The 23,775-nt window shown below is 69.9% G+C and carries 25 protein-coding genes and 1 pseudogene; 14 read left to right on the forward strand and 12 right to left on the reverse strand.

Features of this window, described 5'->3' with window-relative positions; genetic code table 11:
* Positions 1–95 precede the first annotated feature (95 nt).
* From ACH4TL_RS41780 to ACH4TL_RS41810, 7 genes and pseudogenes are all read left to right on the forward strand, one after another.
* Positions 96–899, forward strand: a pseudogene (locus ACH4TL_RS41780) (aldehyde dehydrogenase family protein); the annotation flags it as partial.
* A complete protein-coding gene (locus ACH4TL_RS41785; protein WP_398329499.1) occupies positions 788–1,402 on the forward strand; it encodes an alpha/beta fold hydrolase in 615 nt (204 codons plus the stop codon). The pseudogene ACH4TL_RS41780 and the gene ACH4TL_RS41785, both read left to right, overlap by 112 nt.
* Entirely contained in the window at positions 1,399–1,962 is a 564-nt protein-coding gene (locus ACH4TL_RS41790; protein ID WP_398329318.1) for an FAD-dependent monooxygenase, read from the forward strand. The genes ACH4TL_RS41785 and ACH4TL_RS41790 overlap by 4 nt, the downstream gene beginning before the upstream one ends.
* Positions 1,963–2,129: 167 nt before the next feature.
* Complete coding sequence (locus ACH4TL_RS41795) at positions 2,130–3,116, forward strand: alpha/beta hydrolase (RefSeq protein WP_398329321.1); 987 nt, start codon at positions 2,130–2,132, stop codon at positions 3,114–3,116.
* Between the two features lie 304 nt (positions 3,117–3,420).
* The gene (locus tag ACH4TL_RS41800) at positions 3,421–3,696 is read left to right on the forward strand and encodes a hypothetical protein (protein ID WP_398329502.1); all 276 of its coding nucleotides are present in this window, start codon (positions 3,421–3,423) and stop codon (positions 3,694–3,696) included.
* Complete coding sequence (locus ACH4TL_RS41805) at positions 3,636–4,313, forward strand: GAF domain-containing protein (protein WP_398329324.1); 678 nt, start codon at positions 3,636–3,638, stop codon at positions 4,311–4,313. Before ACH4TL_RS41800 ends, ACH4TL_RS41805 begins: the two co-directional genes overlap by 61 nt.
* Positions 4,314–4,491: 178 nt before the next feature.
* A complete protein-coding gene (locus tag ACH4TL_RS41810) occupies positions 4,492–5,277 on the forward strand; it encodes an IclR family transcriptional regulator (RefSeq protein ID WP_398329327.1) in 786 nt (261 codons plus the stop codon).
* A gap of 51 nt (positions 5,278–5,328) precedes the next feature.
* Here ACH4TL_RS41810 and ACH4TL_RS41815 read toward each other — a convergent pair whose 3' ends face one another.
* Both ACH4TL_RS41815 and ACH4TL_RS41820 read right to left on the reverse strand, forming a co-directional pair.
* Entirely contained in the window at positions 5,329–6,312 is a 984-nt protein-coding gene (locus ACH4TL_RS41815) for a triacylglycerol lipase (RefSeq protein WP_398329330.1), read from the reverse strand.
* Between the two features lie 296 nt (positions 6,313–6,608).
* Entirely contained in the window at positions 6,609–6,953 is a 345-nt protein-coding gene (locus ACH4TL_RS41820; protein ID WP_398329333.1) for an ester cyclase, read from the reverse strand.
* A 380-nt stretch (positions 6,954–7,333) separates the two neighbouring features.
* On the opposite strand from ACH4TL_RS41820, the gene ACH4TL_RS41825 reads away from it, so the two are divergent.
* From ACH4TL_RS41825 to ACH4TL_RS41840, 4 genes are all read left to right on the forward strand, one after another.
* A complete protein-coding gene (locus tag ACH4TL_RS41825) occupies positions 7,334–8,992 on the forward strand; it encodes a GMC family oxidoreductase (protein ID WP_398329336.1) in 1,659 nt (552 codons plus the stop codon).
* Positions 8,989–10,962 carry an NAD(P)-binding protein gene (locus tag ACH4TL_RS41830; protein ID WP_398329339.1) on the forward strand — a complete coding sequence of 658 codons (1,974 nt, stop codon included), beginning with the start codon at positions 8,989–8,991 and terminating at the stop codon, positions 10,960–10,962. The genes ACH4TL_RS41825 and ACH4TL_RS41830 overlap by 4 nt, the downstream gene beginning before the upstream one ends.
* A 194-nt stretch (positions 10,963–11,156) precedes the next feature.
* Positions 11,157–12,182: an NADP-dependent oxidoreductase gene (locus ACH4TL_RS41835; RefSeq protein WP_398329342.1), complete on the forward strand. Its 1,026-nt coding sequence runs from the start codon at positions 11,157–11,159 to the stop codon at positions 12,180–12,182.
* Between the two features lie 29 nt (positions 12,183–12,211).
* Positions 12,212–12,970, forward strand: a complete 759-nt coding sequence (locus tag ACH4TL_RS41840) for an SDR family NAD(P)-dependent oxidoreductase (RefSeq protein ID WP_398329345.1) — start codon at positions 12,212–12,214, stop codon at positions 12,968–12,970.
* Between the two features lie 332 nt (positions 12,971–13,302).
* Here ACH4TL_RS41840 and ACH4TL_RS41845 read toward each other — a convergent pair whose 3' ends face one another.
* Both ACH4TL_RS41845 and ACH4TL_RS41850 read right to left on the reverse strand, forming a co-directional pair.
* On the reverse strand, positions 13,303–13,806 hold the full coding sequence (locus tag ACH4TL_RS41845) for a maleylpyruvate isomerase N-terminal domain-containing protein (RefSeq protein WP_398329348.1): 504 nt from the start codon (positions 13,804–13,806) through the stop codon (positions 13,303–13,305).
* Complete coding sequence (locus ACH4TL_RS41850) at positions 13,803–14,324, reverse strand: fumarylacetoacetate hydrolase family protein (RefSeq protein WP_398329505.1); 522 nt, start codon at positions 14,322–14,324, stop codon at positions 13,803–13,805. Before ACH4TL_RS41850 ends, ACH4TL_RS41845 begins: the two co-directional genes overlap by 4 nt.
* 635 nt (positions 14,325–14,959) lie before the next feature.
* Between ACH4TL_RS41850 and ACH4TL_RS41855 the strand changes: the two genes are divergently transcribed.
* Positions 14,960–15,835 (forward strand): acyl-CoA thioester hydrolase/BAAT C-terminal domain-containing protein, encoded by an 876-nt coding sequence (locus tag ACH4TL_RS41855; RefSeq protein ID WP_398329351.1) that lies wholly within the window; start codon positions 14,960–14,962, stop codon positions 15,833–15,835.
* A gap of 24 nt (positions 15,836–15,859) precedes the next feature.
* Here the strand turns inward: ACH4TL_RS41855 and ACH4TL_RS41860 are convergent, their stop codons facing one another.
* The 8 genes from ACH4TL_RS41860 to ACH4TL_RS41895 all read right to left on the reverse strand — a co-directional run bounded on the left by ACH4TL_RS41860 (position 15,860) and on the right by ACH4TL_RS41895 (position 21,092).
* A complete protein-coding gene (locus ACH4TL_RS41860; RefSeq protein WP_398329354.1) occupies positions 15,860–16,096 on the reverse strand; it encodes a hypothetical protein in 237 nt (78 codons plus the stop codon).
* A 129-nt stretch (positions 16,097–16,225) separates the two neighbouring features.
* The gene (locus ACH4TL_RS41865; RefSeq protein ID WP_398329357.1) at positions 16,226–17,398 is read right to left on the reverse strand and encodes a tyrosine-type recombinase/integrase; all 1,173 of its coding nucleotides are present in this window, start codon (positions 17,396–17,398) and stop codon (positions 16,226–16,228) included.
* Between the two features lie 171 nt (positions 17,399–17,569).
* Entirely contained in the window at positions 17,570–17,752 is a 183-nt protein-coding gene (locus ACH4TL_RS41870) for a DUF6262 family protein (protein WP_398329360.1), read from the reverse strand.
* A complete protein-coding gene (locus ACH4TL_RS41875; protein WP_398329363.1) occupies positions 17,749–17,988 on the reverse strand; it encodes a hypothetical protein in 240 nt (79 codons plus the stop codon). The genes ACH4TL_RS41870 and ACH4TL_RS41875 overlap by 4 nt, the downstream gene beginning before the upstream one ends.
* Before the next feature lie 307 nt (positions 17,989–18,295).
* Positions 18,296–18,652, reverse strand: a complete 357-nt coding sequence (locus ACH4TL_RS41880; protein WP_398329366.1) for a hypothetical protein — start codon at positions 18,650–18,652, stop codon at positions 18,296–18,298.
* Positions 18,653–18,767: 115 nt separating this feature from the next.
* Positions 18,768–19,262, reverse strand: coding sequence for a DUF3291 domain-containing protein (locus ACH4TL_RS41885; RefSeq protein WP_398329369.1), 495 nt, complete (start codon positions 19,260–19,262; stop codon positions 18,768–18,770).
* A gap of 32 nt (positions 19,263–19,294) precedes the next feature.
* Positions 19,295–19,984 (reverse strand): helix-turn-helix transcriptional regulator, encoded by a 690-nt coding sequence (locus ACH4TL_RS41890; protein ID WP_398329373.1) that lies wholly within the window; start codon positions 19,982–19,984, stop codon positions 19,295–19,297.
* A gap of 202 nt (positions 19,985–20,186) precedes the next feature.
* Positions 20,187–21,092 (reverse strand): LysR family transcriptional regulator, encoded by a 906-nt coding sequence (locus ACH4TL_RS41895; protein ID WP_398329376.1) that lies wholly within the window; start codon positions 21,090–21,092, stop codon positions 20,187–20,189.
* 132 nt (positions 21,093–21,224) lie between these two features.
* Here ACH4TL_RS41895 and ACH4TL_RS41900 point away from each other — a divergent pair, with 132 nt between their 5' ends.
* Entirely contained in the window at positions 21,225–22,343 is a 1,119-nt protein-coding gene (locus ACH4TL_RS41900) for a PrpF domain-containing protein (RefSeq protein ID WP_398329379.1), read from the forward strand.
* Entirely contained in the window at positions 22,340–23,773 is a 1,434-nt protein-coding gene (gene dctA / locus ACH4TL_RS41905; protein WP_398329382.1) for a C4-dicarboxylate transporter DctA, read from the forward strand. The genes ACH4TL_RS41900 and dctA overlap by 4 nt, the downstream gene beginning before the upstream one ends.
* Positions 23,774–23,775: the final 2 nt, after the last annotated feature.

Here is a 23,775-nt window from a genome sequence, read left to right on the forward strand (position 1 = left end):
CGGCGATCCCATGCATTTCCTGGCGGCTCTCCGTGCACCCAGCGCCACCCCGCGGACGGACGGACCGGGCGAAGGTCGGGGGAGTCCCGTATCCGATGGCGGTGCCGGCGCAGGATCGCCAGGAGGGCACTGATGGACCATCACTTCGAACACCTCTACCTCGATGGGGAGTGGGTACGGCCTCCACCACCCGCGTGATCACTCCCGTCAACCCGCGCACGGAGGCGGTGCTCGGCAGTGTGCCCGAGGCGGTGGAGGCGGACGTCGACGTCGCGGTCGGCGCGGCGCGACGGGCCTTCGATGAGCAGGGTGGATGGGCGAACGCCGAACTGGACCCGGTGAAGATCGGCCAGGAGCTGGTCGCCGCGACCCTGACCAACAACGGTCAGACGTGTTTCCTCAGCACCCGCGTCCTCGCCCCGCGCGCCCGCTACGCGGAGGTCGTCGACCTCGTCACCGAGCTGGTCCGCGCCCTGCCCGTGGGGGACGCGCTGGACGAGGGCACGCTGGTCGGTCCGATGGCCACCGCCTCGCAGCGGGAGCGGGTGGAGGGTTACATCGCGAAGGGGCGCGGCGAGGGAGCCCGCGTCACCACCGGAGGTGGCCGCCCGGCCGGGCTGGACAAGGGCTGGTTCGTGGAACCCATGGTCTTCGCGGACGTCGACAACAGATTCGTGGTCGCGCAGGAGGAGATCTTCGGGCCGGTGCTCTGCGTGCTGCCGTACGACGGCGTCGACGACGCGGTCCGGATCGCCAATGACTCCGACTACGGTATCGGCGGCACCGTGTGGACCTCGAATCCCGAACGCGGAGCGGCCGTGGCCCGTCACGTACGCACCGGCACCATCGGGGTGAACCGCTACCTGCCCGATCCGGTGGCTCCCTTCGGCGGTGTCAAGGCCAGCGGGCTGGGCAGCGAACTCGGGCCCGAGGGCCTGGAGCCGTACCTGGCATTCCAGTCGTCAAACGGGAGGTCGCCGAGACGCCCGCCGAGTTCCCCTCGCTGGACGCGGCCCGCGCGTACTGGCGCGGCATCCGGCCCGGCATCACCACCGAGGCGCTGGAGTCCCGGATCCGCCACACGCTGCGGCCCGGCGTCTGCGGCCGGTGGTCCTGGAAGTTCGACCTGGCCGGCATCGCCGCGGCCCGCCTCGACACCGACCCGGCCCGCCAGGTCGACCTCTGGCCCAGCGTCGAGGCCCTGCGCTGCCCGACCCTGGTCGTCCGCGGCGGCGCCTCCGACTTCCTGCCCGCGGCCACCGCCGCCGAGATGACCGCGCGCAACCCACGGGTACGGACAGTCGAGATGCCCGGCGCCGGCCACTACGTCCACGATGACGCACCCGACGCCTTCCACCACCACCTCGAACTCTTTCTGTCCCGCCCGGAGGCCGCCACATGAGCACACCCACCGAGCTGCGCACGCAGGTGGCGATCGTCGGCGCCGGCCCCGTCGGGACCACCGTCGCCAATTACCTCGGCCTGTACGGCGTTCACACCCTGCTGATCGACCGCACCACGGACATCGTCGACCACCCCCGCGCGGTCCTCCTGGACGACACGCTCGGCACGTGGTTCACCCTGCTCGGGTACGGCACCGACCCGCTGGTCCACCTCGATCCCGAGTCCCGCACCTTCTGGGGCCGCATCGGCACCCGCTGCGTCACCGTGGTCGAATCCCGTTCCGGCCGCTCCCGCACCGAACGCCACGTCTCCGGCACCGACGCGGCCGTGGTGGAGGACTGCGACGGCTCCCTGCGTGACTGGTTCGCCAACCACCCCGGCACGGTGGCCGTGATCCGTCCCGACCGCTACGTGGCGGCAATGGCCGCGCCCCTCGAACTCGGCTGGCTCAGTGCTGAGTTCGAGCGGCTCCTGTCCCCATGGGAGCGCCGGGCGCAGCGGCCCGATCGCTTGACCGCGCGAGACGACACTCGTATCTTTCGCTATGAATTGAAGTAACTTCAATTATGTGCTCGCTTGCGATTCTGCGGGCACGCCCCTCGGGTTTGCCGTCGGATTGAAGCGACTTCACCCGTTGCGCGTCATATGAGGGAGGCCATGAGTTGGCGACACTCGATCGGAGGCGTTTCTTCGGGGTCGCTTCGGCGGGAGGAGCCGTTGCGGCGATGTCGCAGGGTGTCGCTCTGGCGAGCGGCCGCGACGGGCGAGGGCCGAACCTCGTCGGAGTCCAGGCCGAAAACGGCGCGAGTGTGATCGCGCAGAACTATCTCGATCCGCGCACGGTGGACATCGCGATCAAGTCGATCGCACTTGGCCACACCGCGTCGGTGCGCATCATTCTTCCGCGCCGGTTCGGGTCGCGGTCCCATGCCTCGTGGCCGGTCCTCTACCTTCTCCACGGCGGTTACGGCGACTATCTGGACTGGACGCGGCACAGTGACATCGCGCGCCTCACCCGTGAGCGTGACGTGCTGGTCGTCATGCCGGACGGCGGGGAACTGGGTTTCTACACGGACTGGTGGGCCCGTGGCGCGGGAAACAAGCCGGGTTGGGAGACGTTCCACCTGGTGGAGCTCGCGCAGATCCTCGTGCGGGGACTCCACGCCACCGGCCGGCGCGCGATCGCCGGTCTGTCGATGGGGGGCTTCGGCGCGATGGCGTACGCCGCTCGTCATCCCGGTTTCTTCCGGGCGGCGGCATCCTTCAGCGGTACGCTCGATACGTTCCACCCGACCGTCGAGCCAGTCTCCTCCGACCGGTACGCGACGTGGCTTCTGCGGACACACATCACGCCGAACGGGTACGACGCGCTCGGCCTCTTCGGCGATCCGAAGGACCAGCGCGCCGTGTGGGCGGCGCACAACCCGGCGGATCTCGTCGAGGGGCTGCGCGGCACGAAGCTGTTCGTGTCCTGCGGCGACGGGAGCATCGGCCCGTTGGATCCACCGGGGGCCGATCCTTCTGACATCTCCGTCCGCTTCGAGGCCTCCCAATTGCGGCAGAACCGGGAGTTCGTCAAGCGGGCGTCCGGCTTCGAACTCGACGTGACCTTCGAGACCTATGCCGGCTCCCACACGTGGCCCTACTGGACGCGCGAGTTCGGCAGGGCGTTCCCGCTCCTCATGCGGGCGATCGAAGCAGCGGTTCACTGATCGCCGCGGCCGAGCGGCTCCTTGGTTGATTGGGCATGGCCCTGGGGGCACTCTGGAGTCATGAAGGACCGCGTCACGCCGTCTGACGAGGTCCTGTGCTACTCGCAGGCACGGGAACGCCACTGGCCGTGATGGACGCGCTGGGCCATGTCGTGGCGTGGAGCGCCGATGCGGCCCGGTTGGTCGGTTGGTCCAGGAGCCGGGGAAGGCGTCCCGGGCTCGCCGGGTGGCCCCCACGGGCGAGGCGCTGGGGGACTGGGTCCTGACCGGCTCTCCTGTCGCCGTGACCGTCTACGACACCGGGATGCGTCGCGTACGGCAGAACGAAGCGATGCGCCGTCTGACGGGCATACCCGATGAGGAGCGGATAGGTCAGGGCCTGTCCGCGGCTGTGGCCGGGGCCGATGTCGGGGAGTGGGAGGCGCGGATGCGCCGGGTGCTGGACACGGGTCGGGCTGAGGAGGGTTTTCTCCTCAGCGGGCGAACCCTGCGCGACCCTGACCACGACCGGCGTTCACCGTGTCCGCTTCCCCGCTGCGCGATCGGGCCGACCACGTGGTCGGTGTCTGCGCCACGATGATCGACTCGACCGAGCAGTACAGAGCCCGGGAACGGCTGGCCTTGCTGAACGAAGCCAGCACGTGCATCGGCAGCACCCTCGATGTGACGCACACCGGACAGGAGCTGATCGACCTGGTGGTTCCCCGCCTCGCCGACTTCGTCTGCGTCGACCTGGTGGAAGCGCTGCTGACCGGCGAGGAGCCGCCGCCGGGCCCGGTCCACGGGGTGATCCTGCGCCGGGTGGCGCACCGGTCCGTCCGGGAGGGCACGCCGGAGGCCGTGGTCAGAGCAGGGGACGTGGACTGGTACACGCCGAACTCGGCACAGGCCCGCTCCTTGGCCACGGGGCGGTCCGCGCTGTACCGGACCCCGCGCGAGGCGATCTCCTGGATCGCGGAGGATCCCGCGCGCCTGGCCAAGGTAAAGGAGTACGGTATCCACTCCTGGATGATCGTGCCCGTGAGCGCCCGGGGCACGACGCTGGGTGTGGCGATGTTTCTCCGGTCTCGACATTGTGAGCCCTTCGAAGCCGAGGATGTGTCCCTCGCCGAGGAACTGGTCGCGCGGGCCGCCGTCTGCCTGGACATCGCCCGGCGCTTCACGCGCGAACACATGGCGGCCCTGACACTGCAGTGATGGGCTGCTGGCCGGCGTCGGGCGGCGCTTGTGGATGGCTCTTATGCGCAATCGGCGGCTTCATATCCGGGGGCGAGGGGTGGCCCTGCCGTCGCACGCGTCCGAAGCTCTTGTTGTATTCATGCCAGTGTGACCTGCTCGTGCGGTATACCGACCTATTCGCCGGAAGGATCGCCAGATGCGTTCAGGGTCGCCTCCGCCTCCGCCCAGCGGTGCTCCCGCCGAGAAGGAGCCCGCTCCCCGCTCGGTGACCGGCCGGGTTCTCAGTGTGCTGGACGTGTTCACCGGAGAACGCCGTCGGCTGACTCTCTCGGACATCAGTCGGCGAACCGGGATGCCGCTGGCCACCACTCACCGGCTTGTCGGCGAACTGTTGTCCTGGGGTGCGCTCGAGCGGAACCGGGACGGCCGTTACGAGATCGGCCTGCACTTGTGGGCGGTCGCGGCTACGGCTCCACGATGGCTGGAGCTGAGGGACGTGGCGACGCCCTTCCTCCGGGGCCTGTACCGGAAGACCGGACGGCAGCGGGTTCGGCTGGCGGTGCTGGACGGCATGGAGGCGGTGCTCGTCGAGCAGATCGGTGCCCCGGACACTGACGGAGCGGGTGAACAGGTCGGCGCCCGGCGCCCGGCGCACGCCACCGGTGACGGCCTGGTGCTCCTCGCGTACGCGGGGGCGGCCGTCCAGGAACGCTATCTGGCCCGCCACGCCCTGGCGACCGGCCTGCGTCGCGTGCTTGCCGAGGTGGAGGGAACGGGCTTCGCGGTGACCGGTCCGTGGCCCGGTCCGGGAGGCCTGGTGTCGGCCGCGGCTCCCGTGCGGGACGCGACGGGCGAGGTCGTGGCCGCGGTGTCCGTCGTTCCGGGAGCCTCCGCCGCCGGACAGAGCGCGCTCGCGCCCGTGGTCGTGGCCACCGGCCGGCTCATCTCCCGGGCGTTGTCCCATCGGCCGCACAGTGCGTAGCTCGTGAGGAGGGCTCCTGCGCCGGACCGCAGGAGCCCTGCGAGGATCCGCTCAGAACGGGCAGGTGTCCTGCCAGCGCGTGACCAGAGAGGGATTGTTCTTGTCCGCTTCCCGCGCGGCACCGCACAGGAACGGGCTGAAGCGGGTGTCGCCGTACAGCCAGCGGCTGAAGAACGACACCATCCACTTGCCCTGCTTGGCCTTGTTGCCGTAGCCGGTCATCGGGCAGAGATGGTCGCCGGGAACCTCGATGTAGAGCTTCTCGGCTTGGGACATGGAGTTGTACCAGGGCAGAGCGTAGGTGTTGCCGTGGGCGACGGGGTCGCTCTGGCAGGTCATGAAGAAGGTGGGGTCGGTGACTTTGGAGAAGTCCTGGTTCGGGTTGTACGGGGCCAGGGGCACGCCCGCCTTGAAGCGGGAGTCGTCCCGGAGGGCCACCATCACGCCTCCGCCGCCCATCGAGTGACCGGCCGCACCGAGCGTGCCGTTCACCTTCCCGTAGATCGGGTTGCCGGAGGCGGAACCGAAGGAGAGCAGCTGGGTGCCGGCGGCGCTGATCTGGCGGCCGCGCGAAGCGGGATCGTCGCCCAGTGTGTAGGTGCCGACATTGATGACGACGAAGCCCCAGGAGGCCAGGCGGGGCGCGAGCCACTGCAAGTTCTGCTGGGTGCCCTGATAGCCCGGCATCAGTACGACGCTCGGGTAGGAGCCGCCGGCCGTCGGGTAGGTGATCGTGCCGGATCCGTACCCGCTCGGTCGGGGAACGGTGTAGGTGGCGGTGGCCAGCGGGCCGTTCGTGGCCTCGAGCGAAGCGGTGGTCGGGTCCGGGATCGTCGGACGGACGGAGCCGTTCCCGGTGGACGAGGCGGCCGAAGGCTTGCTCGGGGACTGCCGCTCGGCGGCCGCGGTGGGTGTGACGGAGACGGTCAGCAGCGCGGAGACGAGGGTGGTCGCCAGCACGATCAGCACGGCCAGTGCACGGGGCCGGGATCGTAACGGCGAGGCCACTCCGGACGGACGGCGGATGGGACGCATCGACGGACCTCCAGGATGCGGCGCGGGTGCGGCTGCCGGAGTGCAGCGCGACCGCACCGTAAGGTGCGCGGGAGACATCTGGAAGCCGGGTTTCTGTCCAGCGGAAGGAAAAGGCGTCGGCCACGGCGCTGTTCACCAGTCCAGCTGAGCCCGCAACGACCGCAAGGCATGGGAGCCCTCGGGAGCGGGGGCCGCCGTCGGCCGGCGTTCGATCCGACTGCCCCAGGGTGCGACCGACCGGCCCCGGGAACCGGCCGTCAGTTGCCGCTGCACCTCGGCAGAGTCGTGCAGATTCGTCATCTGGACGAAGCGGCCATCCTTGACTTGTAGATGGCGTACTCGACGATCTCGAACGACGCACCGGACGGCGGAACACCGAGCCACTCCTTGACGGGTGTTCCGGTGTTGATCGCACGGAGGGCGATCCCGTCGCGGTCGAACAGCAGCTCCTCGACCTCCCAGTGGATGTCGGGAACGGCGTCGACGATCCTCTTCAAGGTGTTGACGACGTCGTCACGGGTCCCGGGCACGCCGCAGAGCAGGACCTCGTCGTTGATGAACTCGTCCATAACGTCGAACTCGTGGGCGTTCAGTGCTTCCACGTATCGCATGTACCAGCCGCGCAGGCCGTTGTCCGCCATGGGATCGTCCTCTCTCTCCGGGTGTCTGTCTGCGGAGCCGGCTGGCCGTGCCCGCCGACTTCGGACCGCTCAGTTGCGTCGCCGGGGAGCTTCACGTGGTCCTGGAGGAGGGTGGCGGGCAGTCGGCCGGCGGGGGCCACGACGTCAAGGCCCGGCACGAGTCTTGCCGCTGTTCCGTTCGGGCCAGTACGCTCCCCGCAGAATTGAAGTTAGTTCAATCTATGTCGTCCGCGCGCGATGCGGCGTGGGGGTCGTCGTTGGGCGACGCCCCCACGGCGGAGCAGACCGGCCGACCACGCGCACAGCGCTGTGCGAAGGGGAGCCGCCTCCCTGGAGGAGCTGTCCGTGAGGAAGAGCGTGTGGAGGAAGGTGGGGGCACCATGAAGCCGGTACTGGAAGCGGACTGGGTGGTCGTCGGCGGCGGTAGCGCCGGGTGCGTGCTGGCGGCGCGTCTGAGCGAGGACCCGGCCAGCGAGGTCGTGTTGCTGGAGGCCGGGCGCGACTGGCGGTCCGCCGACGCCCCACCGCAGTTGCGCAGTATGAACGGCTGGCGGGCGCTGGACGAGACGGCCTGCGCGGAGTTCCAGTGGCCGGGTCTCACGTCACGGCGCAGCCGCGCGCAAGCGCCGCGGCCGCACGTGCGCGGACGGGGCCTCGGCGGTTCGTCGTCGGTCAACGGCATGATCGCCTTCCGGGCCATGCCGGACGACTACGACCGGTGGGCGGCGCACGGCTGTCCCGGCTGGTCGTACGCGGACATGGTGCCGTACCTGCGGCGCATGGAGAGCGACGCGGACTTCGGCGACCGCCCTCACCACGGCGGTCACGGACCCATGCCGGTGCAGCGGCTCGGCCGCGAGGACTGGGGCCCCGCCGACCACGCGCTCGCCGAGGCCGCGCTGGGGCGGGGCCACGCCTGGTGCGACGACCACAACGGGCCGACGGGGACCGGCGTTTCGCCGTACGCCATCAGCTCCCGCGACGGTGCGCGGGTCACGGCCAACGACGCCTACCTCGAGCCGGTCCGGGAGCGCCCCAACCTGCGGGTGCTCGGCGGCGCGACCGTGGACACGGTGCTCATCGAGGGCGGCCGGGCCGTGGGAGTGCGAGTGCGCAGGGGCAACGACTGGTCGGAAGTCCGCGCCCAGCACGTTGTCCTGTGCGCCGGAGCGGTGCACTCCCCGGCGATCCTGCTGCGGTCCGGTATCGGGCCGGACGGCCCGGTGGCGGCGCTCCCGGTCGGTGAGGGGATGCAGGAACATCCTCTGGCGCTGTTCTGGCTGTACGCCCGGCCCGGAAAGCAGCCCGACGTCGATGCCCGGCAGACCAACTGCTGTCTGCGCTACTCCTCCGGACTGGCGGGAGCGGGTGAGAACGACATGTTGATCGCCTCGATCAATCAGACGCTCGCCCTGCCGGACCCCGGTGACTCCCATCTCGTCGCGGAAGGCTCCGGCGGAACCTGGGGCGGCGCTGGTGGCGGCCACACCGCGGGCGGTCCTGGCCTGCTCTGTCTGTGGGCGAACCAGCAGTTCTCGCGCGGCGTGCTGCGCCTGGCCTCCGCGGACCCCGACGTGCATCCGGTGATGGACCAGGATCTGCTGAGCGACCCCTCGGACCTGGTCCGGATGCGTGACGGCGTCAAGCGCTGCGTGGAGTTGCTGCGCAGCGGACCGTTCGACGCCGCCTTCGAGCACATCGCCATCGACATCGCCGGCCGGAGTCTCGGCGCGCTGTCCGACGACGCGACGGTCGACCGCTGGCTGATGGAGACCGTCGGCGACACCGGCCACATCTGCGGAACCTGCCGCATGGGCGCGCCCGATGACCCCCGTGCGGTGGTCGATCCGTCCGGCCGCGTCCTCGGGATCGAAGGGCTCTGGGTCGCCGACGCCTCCGTGTTCCCGGAGGTGCCGCGGGCCAACACGAACCTGCCGGCCATCGCCGCCGCTGAACGGCTGTCGGACCTCATCCGCGGACGCAGCGCCGGCCCCGTCGCGGGCGAGGGAGCCGTCACCCCGGTGGAGTCACGATCATGACCGATGCCGGAGCGCTCATGGCCGAATCCCGGCTTCGGATGGCCGCCGCGCCGCTGGCCGTCGGTTCGTCGACGCTGCGGAACCGGCTGGTCGCCACGGCCCACGCCAGCGGATTCGTACGGGACGGACTGCCGATCGCCGGCGACGCCGAGTACTGGGGTCGTCTGGCGGCCGGTGGCGCCGCGATGCTGGTCTGCGGCGGTACGACGGTGGCGCCGGAGTCCGCGCCGCGGCAGGGGAACATCCTTCAGCTCCATCGTCCGGAGGCGGTGGGTCCGCTGCGGAAGCGGGTGAGGGCCATCCACGCCGAGGGCGCGGTCGGCGTCTGCCAGCTCGTCCATCTCGGCCGGGAGACGCTCGGTGCGCAGTCGTACTACGCGCCGGTCGCCCCTTCGGCCGTGCGCTCTCCCCGTGAGCCGACGGCGCCGCGTGCTCTGCGCGGCAGCGACATCGACGAGGTGGTGGAGGCGTTCCGCGTATCGTCCGCCCACGCCCTGGAGGCGGGGTTCGACGGCATTGAGTTGCACGCCGCGCACGCCTATCTGCTGGAGCAGTTCCTCTCGCCGCGCACGAACCCGCGCCGGGACGGGTTCGAGGTACTGGAGCGGGTGACCGCCGCGATTCGCGGGCTGTCGGCCGACGCGTTGCTGGGCATCCGTTTCAGCGTCGACGCCTCGGAGGACGTGGCGCTGACGCCGGACGAGCTGGCCGCGCTGCTGCCGGCCGTGGATCCGCTGGTCGACTACGTCAACGTGACCGTCGGGGTGCGGAGCACGTACGTCCGTGACATGGCCACCGAACGCCCGCCGGTGCTGGATGATCTGGCGCGTCTGCGGCCGCTCGTCACCCGCCCGCTCGTGGCGTCCCACGCCTTTCGTACGGCGGCCGCGATCGGCGAGGCCTTGGCGGCCGGAGCCGACCTGGTCGGGATGGCGCGCGCACTCGTCGCCGACCCGGACCTGCCGCGCAAGGTGCTCACCGGACGTGCGGCGGAAGTCCGGCCCTGTGTGGCCTGCAACGAGGACTGCCGGACGTTCGACCCGGTGCTGCTGTGCGCGGTCAACCCGGACCTCGCGCCGCCCGGCGAACCGCGCCGGCCCGCCGCACCACTGGTGCGCGCGTGGGACCCGGCACGCGCCACCGGACAGCGCGTCGCCGTCGTGGGGGCGGGACCCGCGGGCCTGGAGTGCGCGCTGAGTCTCGCTCACGCCGGGGTGGCGGACGTCGTCCTCTTCGAGGCCACGGACCGGCTGGGCGGACAGATGTCCACGGCGGCACTGGCGCCCCACCGCACCGGTTGGGCCGCGCTGCTCGGCTTCTACGAACGGGGGCTCTCCGCCGCGAGTGTCGACGTACGCCTGGGGCAGACCGCGGAACCGGGCGCTGAACTCGAAGGATTCGACGCCGTGGTGCTGGCCACGGGCGCGGTGGAGACCTCGCCCCTGCTGGAGACGGGTGCCATGGCCTCGTCGGCCGCGCTGGCGCGGGGAGTTCCGTCGCTGGCCGGTGCCGCGCATGTGCTCGTGGCCGACGACGGGTTCGGCTGGTGGCCAGGGTGCGACGTCGTGGAACTGGCCGTAGCCGCGGGGGTTCCCCGCGTCACGTTCGTCACCCCGGGAACGGCCTTCGCCGGGGCGATCCCGCCCGAGAGCCGCGTTCAGCTGCTGGAACGTCTGTCGGGCACCTGCGAACTCGAGATCCTGCCGCTGTGCACGGCGACCGGCATCGGGCCCGGGGGCGTCACCATCGCTCACCGCGCCTCCGGAGGGACCACCACCGTGCCCGCGGACCGAGTTGTCGTGGTGGGGGAGCGCCGCCCGCACGGCGCCCTGGACTGCGCCGCCCCCCTGGTACTGACGGTCGGCGACGCCGTGGTGCCGCGACGCGTGGCGCACGCGATCGCCGAGGGACGGGAGGCCGCCGTCAGGATCGCCACCGGCGTACGACACCGCATGACGCCGGCGCGGTGAGAAACCGGATCCACCACGCGGCCGTAAAGACACGCGTCACCATTGCGTCCGGCCAAACCAAACTGATATTGGTTCAATATGCTCCTCGCTGCCGATGCACAGTCCCTCGCCTCCGGCGTGCTGATCCACTCCGGAGAGCACGCCATGCACCTCGACCGGGGCGCCCGAGCGCGTCACGCGGTGGTACCGGCGTGATGCGGACCGGACGGGAGATCCGGGTCAGGACATACCCGGTCGGCAGCGTCAGCCCGGACGACTTCGAGGTGGTCGAGGTCCCTGTGCCCGGGCCGGGGCCGGGACAGGTGCTCGTGCGCAACACGTGGACATCGGTGGACCCCGGCCTTCGGCTGCGGCTACGTCCCGACGCGCCCTCCGGGTATTTCGCCGCATTCCCACTCGGCCGCGCCATGGACGGCATCATGACCGTGGGGGAGGTGGTGGAGTCCCGGGCCGAGGGCTTCGCCCCCGGCGATGCCGTGTGGCACGCCCGGGGCTGGCGTGAGTACGCCGTCGTGGACGCGGAGGCCGAGCAGCTCAGCGGACTCGGCACCCTGACACGCCTGGACGTCGGCGCATGCGAGCCGCAGTGGTATCTCGGCCCGCTGGGCGGTATGGGATTGACGGCTTACGCCGGTCTGCACGTCGTCGACGCGCTACGAGGTGGGGAAACCGTCTGGATCTCGGCCGCCGCGGGGGCGGTGGGCAGCTTGGCCGTGCAGATCGCACGGCTCATGGGCAACCGGGTCGTGGCCAGCGCGGGCACCGACGACAAGGTCGAGTGGCTGCGCGATCGCTTCGGCGTCGACGCCTTCAACTACCGGGTGGGGGACCTCGAGGCGAGGCTGGGCGACATCGCGCCCGACGGAATCGACGTCTACTTCGACTCCGTCGGGGGGACCCACCTCGAGGCCGCCCTGTCGCACCTGAGGAGGGGCGGGCGCGTAGCGATGTGTGGCTCGATCTCGGAGTACGAATCCGGCTCGGCCGGACCACGGAATCTGTTCCTCGCGGTGTCCAAGGACCTGACCCTTCGTGGGTTTCGCGGGAGCAGCAACCTGCGTCTCCTGGGGCAGATGCAGCGCCGGATGGCGGCATGGCTTCGCAGCGGCGAGCTGCATTGTCGCGAGACCGTGTTCGCGGGCTTGGAGTCGGCTCCGCACGCGCTGACAGAGATGATCGCCGGCCGAACGACCGGGAAGACGCTCGTCAGCCTCGGCTGACTCGATGAATGGGGTGTGCTGTGCCAGCGGTGGATGAACGCATCAGGGGCAAGGTCGTGTGCGTGACCGGCGCCACCGGAGGACTGGGCGCGGCCGCGGCCGCCAGACTCGCGGAGGAGGGCGCCCACCTCGTGCTCACCGACCTCGACGAGCAGGCGTGCGCCGCCCTCGCCACCGAGTTGGACGGCACGCCGGGACGGCATGTGACGGCGCGGCTCGACGTGGCCGAGGAGTCGCAGTGGGCTGATGTGGCCGCGTTCATCCGGAGTGAGTACGGCCGACTGGACGGACTGGTCAACAACGCTGCCATCGGCAGCATCGCCACGGTCGAGGACGAGACGATCGAGCGCTGGGAGGCGGTCATGTCGATCGGTTCCACCGGGGTCTGGCTCGGCATGAAGCACCTCGGCCCGCTCATCGCCTCCTCGGGGGGTGGATCGATCGTCAACGTCTCCTCGATTCTCGGCACGGTGGGCGGCATGGGGAACAGCGCGGCGTATCACGCGGCGAAGGGGGCGGTTCGCACGCTCTCCAAGAACGCGGCGCTGCATTGGGCGGGCTCCGGAGTTCGCGTCAACTCCCTGCACCCGGGCTTCATCGGGACCCGGCAGTTGCTCGAGAGGTACGAGGGTACGGCCCGCCACGAAGCCATGCTGGCCGGCACTCCGATCGGAAGGCTGGGCCGCGGGGAGGAGATCGCAGCCGTCGTCGCGTTCCTGATCAGCGACGATTCAACCTTCATGACCGGCTCGGAGGTCTACGCGGACGGCGGATACACCGCGCGGTGAGCATGAGGCTGGGGACGGACAGACCCGGGCTTGTTCGGGCCCTGCCGTGTGGCTGCCCGATCGATAGGTGGTGCCGGGGCAAGCGGCCGGCACCACCCGCGGATTTCGCGGTGACGATCCTTACAGCCAGGCCGGCAGGCTCGGTAGGTGTTCTCCTGCCGCCGTACGAAGCTTCGGCGATGCGACGCCTCGGGCGAGCCATCGGGCCAGATCGGCTGCTGGGCCTTCCACGAGCGTGCCGACGCCATCGTCGGGGCTGGTCTTGCGGTCGGTTGCCCGGACGGTGGCGCTGATGGACTGCGCGGTGCGGCGGTGGGTGAGTACATCCTGGATCAGCGCGTCCGTGAAGTCGTCGGGAAGGCGCCGAAGTCTCCACCGCCCGGCAGGTCGCAGGCGTGGATCCACACCTCCCGACTGCGTAGCCACGGGATCGTCGTGGCCGGAACCGTACGGCCCTGCGCGGTGACGACCGACGCCTTCCACCGCCGTCCGCCGACGCGCTCAAGGGCAGCTGACAGCTGCTCCTGTTCTTCGGCCACGAAGCCGCGCAGCCGGGCCATCGGCCAGGCGGCTCCGGCCTCGATCTCCTCGACCCTGGCGGCGGAGTTCGCGTACATCGGCGTTTCCTCACCGGTTTCCGCCCAGCGCGCCAGGCGTGCCAGAGCCCGGGCGTTGTGGCCGACGTGGGACAACAGATGCCTGCCGGTCCAGCCGGGCAGGGCGGTCGGCCCGTTGAGTTCCTCGTCGTCGACCGTCTTCAGACACATCATGAAGTACTCGTGGCCTTCGGCCATCCAGCGCAGGTACGCCGTCGGTGGAGCCTCTGCCTCTGTCATGACGCGCCGCCCCTGCGCACCTGGGTGACCAGCTCGCCGATACCGTCGATGCGGGTGACGACGGTCTGCCCGTCCCTGAGGTAACGCGGAGGAGTGCGGGCGTGCCCCACGCCCCCGGTGGTACCGGTGGCGATCAGGTCGCCGGGGTTCAGCGTGATCATCGTCGAGATGTAGCTGACGAGATCCGCCGCGTCGAAGAGCAGGTCACCGATGTGGGACTTCTGCACGACTTCGTTGTCGACCGTGCAGCTGATCTCCGCGTCGGGCGCGAGTTCGTCCGGGGTGACCAGGCAGGGGCCGAGCGGGGTCGTGGCCTCCCAGGTCTTGCCCTGCAGCCATTCCTTGGTCCGGTACTGCCAGTCGCGCAGTGTGACAGCACGACGGTGGCGACGAACGTTTTGGTGGTGCTGCCCAGGCGCAGGTAGCCGTCGTTCGGAACCGGGCGATGAGTGACCAGGTCTCCCACCCCGGAGCGGGCCGTGATTGTCCCGCGCGGGGTCTCCATGCGGACCGCTAATCCGGTGATCCCGGTATCCCGCAGAGCGTCGGCGTCACGCTGCACAGACCAACCCGTGCGGAAGGGTGTAGCGCGGCCGCAGCAGCAACGGACGGCAGAGACGACACGGCCAGCGCCAGCAGGGCAGCTGATAACCGCACACGACGAAAGATCATGATCTGAGGCCAGGAACAACAAGGGTCACCAGCCATCCGGGATACGCCCCTTGTGAACGGGGGTCAGCCGGATGGACAAGCGCACCAGGCATCCGGCCTCACCACTGAGCTTCCACATCTGATCACGCCCTCTGAACAGCGGAAAGGGCGCTGGACCTGACTCAGCCGCGTTGGTTCAGTGCTCTGGTCAGATCCCGATTGTCCTCCCTCGCGGCAGCTCCAGCCTCGTGATCTTCCGCTGGAGCTCGTCGATGTCCGCTGGGGCTCCGAGCCCTGACTCCTGCCATGCCTGGGGGGTTCTGAGCTTCCGGTTCGCGTTCGGCGGCGTGGACAGGTTTTCCCGGACTAACTCAGGTGGCGTGTGGGGCGTCATGATGGAGACCTCCATGCGAGTGGAGGCGGGGCGCGGTGACTTTGGTAGGCGGCCGCGCCTCGCGTGCTGGACAGGGTGTTGTGAGAGTTGTGGAGGCAGGAAGCGCGCGTGGACATCACTGAGCACGAGCTGGCCGATCCGTGGGAAGGACTTCTCGTCGCTCCTGCTCAAGGCAGTGACGTCGGGGTGCTGGTTCTGGCAGGATCCAGCGGACGCATTGACCGCGAGCGAGCGCGCATCCTGGCTCAGCAAGGAGTCACTGCCCTGGCGATCCGCTGGTTCGGTGGGCCAGCGCAGAGCCCGGGAGTTTGCGAAGTCCCCTTGGAGACCTTCACCGCCGCCGTCGACGTCCTTCAACGTGAGGGAGCGCGACGCATCGGAATTCTTGGCGTCTCCAAGGGAGCTGAAGCAGCATTGCTCACGGCGGTGCACGACTCACGCGTGGACATGGTTGTCGCGTTGTCGCCCACCTCGCGGGTCTGGTGCAACGTCGGTCCAGGCCGTGACGGAGCGCATCACCCGTATCGCTCGTCCTGGACGTGGCAGGGGCGGCCTCTGCCTTTTGTCCCGATGGACGATTCGTGGTCTTCCCCGGAGCCGGACAGCGGGCCCGTCGCCATCCGCGGATGGTACGAACTCAGCGAACGGACCTTCGCTCACCTCCTTCCGCCAGCCGAGATTCCCGTGGAGGCCGCCAGAGCCGACCTGCTGTTGATCGCAGGCGGCGACGACGCGATGTGGCCGTCGCTGCCCTTCGCCGAGCAACTGGTGCAACGCCGGCGCTCAGCCGGAGCCACCGTGCGTCTGATCGCGCGCGATGATGCGGGACACCGTCCGTGCCTTCCTGGCGAGAGCCGCCAATCAGCGTCCCCGCACTTTCAGTACGGCGGCACGGCTGAAGCTGACGCACTCCTCGGCAAGGCTGCATGGCCTCATATCCTTGACGGACTCGCCGGCGGGAGCCCATCCGTGCTTACCGGCTGAGGACGAGAGGCCGACGCGTCTTGGTCACGAGGTCCCCTTTCGGTTCCTGATCTGCGGGATCCCGAGATCAGCGGTGTGGGTTGAGCCGCGCGTAGCAGCTCGATCCAGGGCGGCCAACTTCTTGCCTGCGGCTTGGAGACTGACCTGGAGTCCCTCCGCTTCGCCGAGCCAGCCGTTCGACTTGGCCTCTTTGATGCGGTCGTTGAGGCTGTGGATGATCTCGATCAGTCGCTGTCGTTGCCTTGGGTCGATCCGCAGCATCGGGCAGCGAACACAGGCGTGTTCGTGTGTGCAGGGAGCCCGTAGGGGCGCCCGCAGGTGCCCAACTCGACTTTGCGAAGCGCGAAATGCTGCTGGAACTCGCGCCCTTCCTCACGACGGTCGTGTCCGTCATCGCGGAACACCTCCCAGCAGCACCGCCAGGTCGTCGGCGGAATAGCCGACCGCGGCCTGCTCCACTGCCGCCTCCGGAGCCGGGTCTGCCTGGTCGGCAAGATATTGATGGACCCGGCTCAGCACCTCGTGGTCGTCTTCCACCAAGTAGATCTGTGTGGTGGTCAAGTGAGCACGCCCGAGGATCACTTGGACATCTCGCAGGGACAGCCGCTTGGAGCGGACCATGCGCAAGGCACTGGTGTGCCGCAGGTCGTGCATCGTCCAGTTCGTGCCCGGCGCATCGTTCGCCCGCCGCAGCACCGCCCGCAACGCCTCATAGGTCAATGGCCGACGCTCCAGCACATCCCCCGAACGCTGTCGGCGTCGCAGCGTCCACCAGACCGGGTCATCCGGGCCCAGTGGGCCGAGTTCCTCCAGGTGGAGCCTCAGCCAGACGAACGACTCGGCGCTGGCTGGCAGCCATTGCTGCACTCCGCTGCCCTTGCGACGGACCTGGGCCAGCTGATCACCCCAGTCCAGATCGGCGCCCCGCAGCCCCAGCACTTCACTTGCCCGGGCTGCCGTGCTGACCGCGAGTGCAAGGATCGCGCGATCCCGGTTCGAGCGCATCGCCGCGAACAACTCGTTCCACCGCGCATCCGGCATCGCCCGGGGCCGCTGCCTGGGTAGCTTCGGGTTGTAGCGGAGCCGCCCCTCCGCCCGAAACGGCTCCAAGGGGTTGTGATGCGCGTTCGCCCGCCGCCCCCGGCTTCGGTCGCGACGAACCGGATTGACCAGCGGGCCCTCGCCCGCGTCGATGACGAACTCGTAGAAGCACCGCAACACCGCATTGCTGTGCCGGATGGTCCGTGCGCTGTAGCGATCCCCCGGATACTGCTTCCGCGTCACCGCGTTGACCTGCCCCACATCCGCGGCCGACTTCGTCCTCGGCAAACGCCGCTGCTTCTCCGCCTGTCCCATCCACAGCACGAAATCGCGGACCTCAGCAGACGTCACTTTGTCCCAGGGCACGTCGATGGCCTGCAGAAACCGCCACCAACGGTGCAGGTCAAAGGCATAGCTACGAATGCTGCCCGACGAATGACCGCGGGCCAGGAAGTCACGCAGGAACCGGCGGATCGGCTCCACCGGATGGCCCATCTCATCCAGGACCATGTACGGGATCACGTCACCAGTCGGTACGACGCGACCCCACCGTGGAAGTCGAATCGCCCGTAGATCACGGTGATCGTCAGTGGACAAAGACACACAACCTCTCCTCCAGATGGCTGTATGACTCGTATCGGTCATCGCATCGACACGTCCCCCGACACACCGACTTGTCCTGCGGTAGTCCGGTCAACATGGTTCGAGCAGGTCACGGTGACGATAGAGGAACGTGCGGTCCACTCCGGCTTGCCGGGCGATGGCGGAAACGCTGATCGGGGTACCGTTCTTGGCAGCGTTCTTGATCGCGGTGGCCACTCGCTGGCGGCGGCGCTCGGAGTCGGCCTGCCGGCCGTCTCGCATGGTGGGGCTCATGGGAGTCTCCAGGGACGGACGTCGGGCATGGGCTGGGCGATGCGCGGCATGCCGAGCATGACGGTGCGGCTGCGGCGTACCACGGCGACGGCTTCCTCGATCTGGGAGCGTTCCTCGGGTGACAGGTCGTCGAGGTCGGCCTTGGCCCGGTTGATCAGGCGGCGGACGCGGCGGATCTCCTCCTCGGAGGGCACCGCCTCGCTGCGGGCCCAGTCGTCGGCCTCGAAGGCTGGCATCAGCCGTTCTCGGCTGCGGAGAAGGTCATCGAGGTATCGCTCCAGGTCGGGAAGGTAGGAGATGTCGGTGCGGAAGTGGTCGCAGCCGACACAGCGGAAGCGGAGCGGGCAGCTCTGTCCGCCGGCCGCGACGTTGTGCGGCTCCAGGCATATGCCGTATGCCGTGGCGACCTCTCCGATGGCCCGTCGTACGTGCTCGGAGTCGAGCAGGCCCTGGGCCTTGCGCCAGACCCGGGTGCCGTGCCGGTCGAACTGCAGGGCGGTGACGCGGTCGACGGCTGTGTGGTGGAGAGTTCGCGATGATCCATCAAATCCTTGAGGACATCGTGACGTGCTTCCCGTCGAGCTCGACGACGACCGGGATCATGATGTCGGGCAGTGCGTCGGCCCACGCCCGGTGCCGGTCCCCGATCGTGCCGATGGACTTCTTCCCTTCGGGGTTTGCGACGGGGCTCGGCAGGAGTTTGAGCGTGCTGGTCGGGGTGTCGGGGAACCGTTCACGGACGCGTTTCCGCTGTTCGGTGATGATGGCGGCGGTCGCCTTGGCGATCGGCAGCCGTCGGCCGAGCCGGTAGTTCTTGTGGTTGTCGTAGAGCAGGATGAGGGAGCCGTCGGGGTCCGTGGTCAGGCAGTCCCATGGCAGTCTGGCGATCTCGTCGGTCACCGCTGCGTCGGCGGTGGCGTTCGCTGCGGCACGCCGCCCTGAAAGGACACACGAGGTTGTCCGACACCCACGCCCGACTAGCCGAGCGAGGGCTTCGTCTGGCGGGCTGTTCGGGCTACGTCGGCGGCACGGGCTGTAGGTGCTGTGCGGCCTCGGCTGCGGTGTAGGAGGAGGCGAAGGTGAATGCGTGGGGGGACGGCCCGTGTGCCCGCAGGTCCGCCAGCCGCTCCAGGGCCTCGTCGACGGTCGGGAGGTGACCGGCGGGGATCCACCAGAGCACCAGGTGTGCCTCGACGTGCCGCTCGAACCATTCGCGGCGCCGCTGCATCGCTTCCAGGTGCCCGCTGCGGTAGGTGAAGTCCCACAGGGCCTCCTGGGTCTCCCACACCGACAGGGTGACGATGACGTTCTCGCCCGCCGGGCGCAGGCCGGTGGCGTCGGCCGCCCCCTCCTCCACGAGCCGCCACACAAAGCCGGGTGAGCCGTCGGCGGCGGCGTTGACCGGGTCGAGCATCTCGACGAACGGCGCCGTGCGCGGGTCGTCGAGGGGGTGGCGGAGCGTGGCGACGTTGAGGTGGGCGAGGTGGGCGGCATGCGTGGGTGCGGTCATGGCGTCATCCCAGCACGGCCCACTTTTCTATGTCAATCACCATTGTCTTTAGAAGGCTCGACCACCACGCAGCACTGCCCCGGCCGGGCGTCCATGCGGGCGCGGACGGGACCGTCCGTGCCGAGCAGCCCCTCCAGCAGTGCGAGATTCATGCCGCAGACCAGTGGGGGGAAGCGTTCGGCGACGGCGTGGAAGGGGCAGTTGCGCATCCGGACGACGCGCGCGGCTGTCCCGGGCGCTTCCTTGGCGCCTTCGGTGTCTTCCAGTTGTGGTTCGTAGCCGCGGGCGGCCAGCATCTCCATGGCTTCTTCGAGGTCGCCGCAGGGTGCCGCCGAGTCGCGCAGGGCCTCGCCCCGGCGGCGCGCGGCCACGCAGAGCCCGGCGTCCAGCCCGGCCTGCTCGGCGGCCTCGGCGAGCAGCTCGGCGGCGGTGCGGTAGTCGCGGGCGGGCAGCGACACCGCCCGCTCGGCCCGTGCCCGCGTGTACACCTTGGCGGGTCGGCCCGCCCCCGGCCCCGAGCGGCCCGTCAGGCGGCGGCTGCCGCTTTCCAGCAGCCCGGCCTCGGCCAGTCTGTCCAGATGGTGCGCGGCGAGCGTGCGCGCCACCCCCGCCGCCTCGGCGGCCTCGTTGCGGCCGACCTCGCGGCCCTGCGCCACCACGTACTCGTACAGGCGGCGCCGCACCGGATCCTGCAATGCCGCGATCGCTTCAATGTCCTTCACCCGGCCATTCTAGGAACGACGCAGATTGGAGATAGAAGGGCGGGACGCAGCCCGGCCGGTGCGCCCTGAAGAACCCCGGTCCCGGACGGCCGGTACCGGCTTGACTGCTCTTGACCAGCTACGCGAGCATCCGGACGCCGCTCCCGAGGGGGCGCCGGGGCTCCTGGAACGCCGAAGCCCCGGGAAGCGGCCCAGGGAGAGCTCATCGCGTGGCGGCCGTGGCGCTGTCGCGCAGGAAACGTGCGAAGGACTGGGCGGCCGGGGTGAGGACGTGGTCGCTCATGCGGACGAGGAGGATGCGGCGTACCGGGGCGGGGGGTTGCAGGGGCAGGACGCTGACGCCGCTTCGGATGCCTTCCAGCGCGAGGGTGGGCGCGAGGGCGACGCCGATGCCCGCGGCGACCATGGCCTGGGCCTCCTGGTAGTCATGGGCCTCGTAGGCGATCTGCGGCTCGAAACCGGCGGCGTGGCAACTGCGGGCGAGGGCTTCGGCGACCGGGTGGTGGTCGGCGCGGGTGATCCAGGGGTCGTTCGCGCAGTCCGCGAGGGCGGCCATGGGGCGGTCGGCGAGGGGGTGGTCCTCGCTGACGAGGAGGGCTGGGGGGTCGTCGGCGAGTGAGGTGACGACGATGTCCTCGCGGTCGATGCGGTTCCAGTCGTAGTCCCACATCAAGGACATCTCGACTTCCCGGTTCTCCAGCATCGCCCACAGGCCCGCGATGCGGGCGCTGCGCACCGTCAGCGTGACGTCGGGGTGTGCTTCCCGGAAGGCGATCACGGCCCGGGGGAGGAGGGAAGCGCCGACGGTGGGGAAGGTCCCGATGCGGAGGGTGCCCGCGCGCAGTCCCGCGAAGTCGGCGAGTTCGTTCTCCGCGGCCGTCAGTTCGCGCTCGATCCGCTGCCCGCGCATCGCCAGCGCGCGTCCCGCGTCGGTGAGTGTGACGCCCCGGGCGTGGCGCTCGAGCAGGGGCTGCCCGGCCTCCGCCTCCAGGCGGCTGACCTGCTGGGACACCGCCGACGGTGTGTAGTTCAGAGCCCGCGCGGTCGCGGTGACCGAGCCTCGGCGGGCGACCTCGGTGAAGAGCAGGATGCGCCGGACATCGAGCATCGCCCTACCTCCAGGGTTAATTTCAACTTAATAGCCATGCAGATTTCCGAGATTGTACTTCACGCTATCCGCGCCCACTGTGGATCACACCCCACACGGAAGAGCCGTCGGGGTTTCCACGAGGAGTCTGTTGTGTTGCGTCTGCCGGGCGAGATGATCCGCGGAGGAACCAGCAAGTGCTGGATCTTCGACCGCCGCGATGTGGTGGCGACGGGCGTGGATGCCGACACCTTGCTGCTCGCCGCCTACAACGCCGCCGACCCCCGCCAGATCGACGGTGTCGGCGGCGCCTCCTCCACCACCTCCAAGGCCGCCATCGTGCAGGCGTCGGCCGAACCGGACATCGACGTCGAGTACGCCTTCGCGCAAGTCGGCATCGGTGACGAGCACGTGGAGTGGACCAGCAACTGCGGCAACTGCGCCACCGCCGTCGCCCTGTACGCCGTCCACAACGGCCTGGTGGCGATCGCGTCGGACTCCACCACGGTGCGGATGCTCAACGTCAACACCGGGGCCCGCCTCAGCGGCACCATCCCCACCCCGGGCGGGACGGCCCCCGACGAGGGCGTGGCCGCGGTGCCGGGCACCGCGGCGCTCGGGGTGCCTGTCCTGCTCGGCTTCGAGGACCCGGCGGGGACGACCACGGGCCGCGCCCTGCCGACCGGCCGCGCCCTGGACACCCTGACCGGATCCACCGGCCCGGTCGAGGCCTCCCTGGTCGACGCCGGTGCTCCGGCCGCGTTGTTCGAGGCCAAGGCATTCGGCCTGCACGGCACCGAGTCCCCGGCCGAGTTCGCCGCGGCGGTACCCGCGCTCACCCTGCTGCGCCGCCGGGCCGCCCTGGCCATGGGCCTGGCCGAGGAGAGCGATCCCGTCGGCCACGCCGTGCCGAAAGTCGGTGTCGTGGCACGATCTGCCGCGTACCGCACCACCCATGGCACCCTGATCGGACAGGACGAGTACGACCTGGCCGTGCGCATGGTCTCCATGCACGCACCCCACCCGGCGATCGGCCTCACCTCGGCCGTCGCCCTGGCCACCGCGGCCGCCATCCCCGGCACCCTCGCCCACCGCGTCGCCCGGCAGACCGCCGACGGCACGCTGCGCCTGGGCACCCCGGCAGGTGTCATCACCGCCCAAGCCGTCCCCGCAGCGGACGGCGCATCCCCCACGGTGCTGCTGCATCGCGCCGCCCGCCGTATCGCCCGAGCCGAACTTCTCGTTCCCGTCCTGGAAGGACGCCCCGCATGAGCCGCAACGACGCCGCCCCGGGTACCGGCACCGCTCCACCGCGCCGCATCCGCCGGCTGCTGTCCCTGCTGTACGTCCAGTGCCTGATCGGTGTCCTCGCCGGGGCCGCCGTCGGCTGGCTGTGGCCGTCCTTCGGAGCTGACCTGAAACCTCTGGGCGACGGTTTCATCGCCCTGGTACGCATGATGATCGCGCCGATCATCTTCTGTACCGTCGTCCACGGCATCGCCTCCATGGGCAACGCGCGTGCCGTCGGCCGGGTCAGCCTCAAGGCGCTGATCTACTTCGAGGTGCTGACCACGATCGCCATGGTGATCGGCCTGGTCGTCGTCAACGTCGTCCAGCCTGGCAGCGGACTGCACGTCGACGTCTCCACCCTGTCCACCGAGGGCCTGCCGCCGGAGGCGACCGCGAGCCACGAGAGCTTCGCCGCGTTCGTCCTCGCCATGATTCCGGACACGCTGCTCGGCGCGCTGACCGGTCACGAGATCCTCCCGGTGCTGCTGATCTCGGTGCTGTTCGGCTTCGGCCTGAACGCCGCCGGCGAGGCGGGGCGGGGGCTCACCCAGGGCATCGAGAAGCTGTCCAAGGTCCTGTTCACGCTCATCCGCTGGATCATGCGGCTGGCCCCGGTCGGCGCCTTCGGCTCCATGGCCTTCACCATCGGCAACTACGGGCTGGACACCCTGCGCCACCTCTTTCTGCTGGTCGGCTCCTTCTGGCTCACCGCGCTGTTCTTCGTCCTGGTCGTCCTGGGCGCGGTCATGCGCCTCAACGGACTGCGTCTGCTTCCCTTCCTCCGCTACATCAGGGAAGAGCTGCTGATCGTCCTGGGCACCTCGTCCAGCGAGCCGGTGCTGCCGCGCATGATGGGCAAGCTGGAGCACGCGGGCGCCTCCAAGCCGGTCGTCGGCATCACGCTGCCCGCCGGGTACTCCTTCAACCTCGACGGCACCGCCATCTACTTGACGATGGGCTCGGTCTTCCTCGGCCAGGCCCTCGGCATCGACCTCAGCCTTACCCAGCAACTGTCCATGCTCGCCGTCATGCTGGTCACGTCCAAGGGCGCCGCCGGAGTCAGCGGCTCCGGCTTCATCGCCCTGGCCGCCACGCTCAGCGCGGTTCCGCACGTACCCGCCGCCGCGCTGGCGCTCATCTTCGGCGTAGACCGCTTCATGTCCGAGGCTCGCGCCCTGACCAGCGTGGTCGGCAATGGTGTCGCCACCCTGGCGGTGGCCAAGTGGGAGGGGCAGCTCGACGAGAAGCGTGCCAAGGCCGTCCTGAGCGGCGAGATCCCCTACGCCTCCGCCTCCGAGGACGACCGCGCGCCCGAGCCGCAGGGCGACCCCGCACCCGGCGAGAAGCCCGCGGCGGCCGCCCCGGAGGAAGCCGCGGGGACGGACCGTGAGCCCGTGCCCGCCGCCGGTTGACG

Origin of the sequence: Streptomyces sp. NPDC021115, from assembly GCF_044333065.1 — a bacterium.
Classification (GTDB): domain Bacteria; phylum Actinomycetota; class Actinomycetes; order Streptomycetales; family Streptomycetaceae; genus Streptomyces.

Coding starts and splice junctions, on each gene's coding strand:
- ACH4TL_RS41795 (WP_398329321.1), top strand. CDS start 2,130: ATGTCGCAGGGTGTCGCTCTGGCGAGCGGCCGCGACGGGCGAGGGCCG.
- ACH4TL_RS41830 (WP_398329339.1), top strand. CDS start 8,989: ATGACCGATGCCGGAGCGCTCATGGCCGAATCCCGGCTTCGGATGGCC.
- dctA (WP_398329382.1), top strand. CDS start 22,340: ATGAGCCGCAACGACGCCGCCCCGGGTACCGGCACCGCTCCACCGCGC.
- ACH4TL_RS41875 (WP_398329363.1), bottom strand. CDS start 17,988: ATGCCAGCCTTCGAGGCCGACGACTGGGCCCGCAGCGAGGCGGTGCCC.
- ACH4TL_RS41815 (WP_398329330.1), bottom strand. CDS start 6,312: ATGCGTCCCATCCGCCGTCCGTCCGGAGTGGCCTCGCCGTTACGATCC.
- ACH4TL_RS41800 (WP_398329502.1), top strand. CDS start 3,421: ATGCGTCGCGTACGGCAGAACGAAGCGATGCGCCGTCTGACGGGCATA.
- ACH4TL_RS41885 (WP_398329369.1), bottom strand. CDS start 19,262: ATGACCGCACCCACGCATGCCGCCCACCTCGCCCACCTCAACGTCGCC.
- ACH4TL_RS41860 (WP_398329354.1), bottom strand. CDS start 16,096: ATGCTGCGGATCGACCCAAGGCAACGACAGCGACTGATCGAGATCATC.
- ACH4TL_RS41835 (WP_398329342.1), top strand. CDS start 11,157: ATGCGGACCGGACGGGAGATCCGGGTCAGGACATACCCGGTCGGCAGC.
- ACH4TL_RS41825 (WP_398329336.1), top strand. CDS start 7,334: ATGAAGCCGGTACTGGAAGCGGACTGGGTGGTCGTCGGCGGCGGTAGC.
- ACH4TL_RS41895 (WP_398329376.1), bottom strand. CDS start 21,092: ATGCTCGATGTCCGGCGCATCCTGCTCTTCACCGAGGTCGCCCGCCGA.
- ACH4TL_RS41845 (WP_398329348.1), bottom strand. CDS start 13,806: ATGACAGAGGCAGAGGCTCCACCGACGGCGTACCTGCGCTGGATGGCC.
- ACH4TL_RS41810 (WP_398329327.1), top strand. CDS start 4,492: ATGCGTTCAGGGTCGCCTCCGCCTCCGCCCAGCGGTGCTCCCGCCGAG.
- ACH4TL_RS41820 (WP_398329333.1), bottom strand. CDS start 6,953: ATGGCGGACAACGGCCTGCGCGGCTGGTACATGCGATACGTGGAAGCA.
- ACH4TL_RS41790 (WP_398329318.1), top strand. CDS start 1,399: ATGAGCACACCCACCGAGCTGCGCACGCAGGTGGCGATCGTCGGCGCC.
- ACH4TL_RS41870 (WP_398329360.1), bottom strand. CDS start 17,752: ATGAGCCCCACCATGCGAGACGGCCGGCAGGCCGACTCCGAGCGCCGC.